We start from the raw sequence: 1,566 nt of genomic DNA on the forward strand, positions 1-1,566 counted from the left end.
CCCGCCAAGCGCCGCTTGCCCGCTTCCATGAACTCCTTCGACCACGTGTAATAGAGGCTCTGGGCAATGCCTTCCTTGCGGCACAGCTCGGCGATGCTGTCTTCTCCCCGCAACCCGTCCAGCACGATCCGAATCTTGTCTTCAGCCGAAAAATGCCGCCGAGTCGCACGGCGAATGTCCTTTACCACCTGCTCGGCAGGCTTCTTGGCGCTTGAGGATTTCGGGCTCATCTTGGTTCCTTCGTCATGACGACGAGACCAAAACCCTCCTTAAATCACAACCTCAAATCTGTGCCATGGGTGCTGATGGGGAACAGCCGTCCGCCACGAGGCCGTCATGGTCGGCCTAACACCGGCGGCGTTAATCGTCTTTAAAGATCAGGATTTCCGCGCCACAAGCACGGCAGCTTTCAACCTCAAAGCGGGCCAGATCGGCGTGGTCTGTAATCAGGCAGGAACATTGATCAACCTGATGACTTCCCCCGCCGATTCGCTCGCTAGCGACAAGGCGGAGTGGCCGAGGGCCAGGCGAAGAAGGGTTTCCCGCGACCGAGCCCCACAGGGTGAAGGTATAAGCTGGCAGTTCTCGTTGCTTTTTCCGCGGATAAAACCATATATCCTGAAGGAGGCCGATGCTGATGGTGAGCTGTCGCGTAGATTTTTACAAAGATATTCTTGGGGTGCCATTCCCGGTAATCTATGGGAAGGTGGCGATCCGCCATGCTCGCACGCACAACCGCGCTATACAGGCTGCGAAGCTGCGTTTCGCTCGACGGCATCGGATCTCAGATTGGAACCTTCGGGCGGATGGATTCGGCGTCGTGCCGGCAGGACTGCATACGTCAGCGCGCGAGCTTGAGTGCGCGATTTCCAGCAAGGACTGACTGAAATAGCCCCCGAATGACCCGGGCACGATCTCTATATTGATAAGGGATAGGAATGTCGTGCCTATGACCGGTAGCATTCCGAAGGTAGAAAACTGGGCCTCCGTGAGCGACGCCCGCGGAGAAGCTGTTGATGTTCGAAGAAACCAACGAGCCGGACGTGACGGTAATCCTTGTTGCGCGTCGGCGTTCGCTCAACTGCCGCCGGACGCCAGGAGTCATTCGTTGCCAGCTTGCATCTGGCAATCATTTCCCTGAACCAACCATCTAGCCTCGGGCAGTTCAAAGGAACGCCGAGCAAGGCCCAACGTCGCGCCTACCAGTTCGGGACGCAGCGCAAAGCGCGGCACGCTATCTATTAGGACAACTGGGATCAGGCCAGCACTGTAGGTGGCGGGCTCACGCGTTACCTTCTCGGCTCGTAGCGCAGCGCTACAGCGCCTGAGCTCAGCTCTTGCCGGTCGACGAGCTTCAACTCGATATATTTGGAGAGCCCGGCGAACAAGGTGGGCCCATGACCGGCAAGCCTGGGCTGTACCACGAATTCGTACTCGTCGATCAGGCTCAGTTCCGCCAGCGCCATCGGCAGCTTTACGCCGCCCGTGAACAGCGCCTTGCCCGGCTGCTGCTTGAGCTTCCGGACCGCCTCGCCGAGGTTACCGCTCACCAGTTCCGCGTTCCAG

At 58.7% G+C, this 1,566-nt stretch carries 4 protein-coding genes; 2 read left to right on the forward strand and 2 right to left on the reverse strand.

All coding sequences use genetic code 11. The annotated features are described in order from the left end of the window. The coding region (locus CEV33_RS00200; protein ID WP_141211509.1) for a transposase at nt 1-230 on the reverse strand (230 nt) is incomplete at its 3' end. A 106-nt stretch (nt 231-336) separates the two neighbouring features. On the opposite strand from CEV33_RS00200, the gene CEV33_RS24650 reads away from it, so the two are divergent. Both CEV33_RS24650 and CEV33_RS23860 read left to right on the forward strand, forming a co-directional pair. Further along, nucleotides 337-858, forward strand: a complete 522-nt coding sequence (locus CEV33_RS24650; RefSeq protein ID WP_167388069.1) for a hypothetical protein — start codon at nt 337-339, stop codon at nt 856-858. Between the two features lie 158 nt (nt 859-1,016). Further along, the gene (locus CEV33_RS23860) at nt 1,017-1,154 is read left to right on the forward strand and encodes a hypothetical protein (protein WP_167388070.1); all 138 of its coding nucleotides are present in this window, start codon (nt 1,017-1,019) and stop codon (nt 1,152-1,154) included. A gap of 135 nt (nt 1,155-1,289) precedes the next feature. Here the strand turns inward: CEV33_RS23860 and CEV33_RS00215 are convergent. Then, nucleotides 1,290-1,566 (reverse strand): dihydrofolate reductase family protein (locus tag CEV33_RS00215; protein ID WP_208620108.1); only part of this gene is annotated, 277 nt, incomplete at its 5' end.

Source organism: Brucella grignonensis (assembly GCF_002252505.1).
GTDB lineage: Bacteria > Pseudomonadota > Alphaproteobacteria > Rhizobiales > Rhizobiaceae > Brucella > Brucella grignonensis.

Excerpts from the sequence above, each read along its gene's own strand:
- CEV33_RS23860 (WP_167388070.1), top strand. The coding sequence starts at position 1,017 with ATGTTCGAAGAAACCAACGAGCCGGACGTGACGGTAATCCTTGTTGCG.
- CEV33_RS24650 (WP_167388069.1), top strand. The coding sequence starts at position 337 with ATGGTCGGCCTAACACCGGCGGCGTTAATCGTCTTTAAAGATCAGGAT.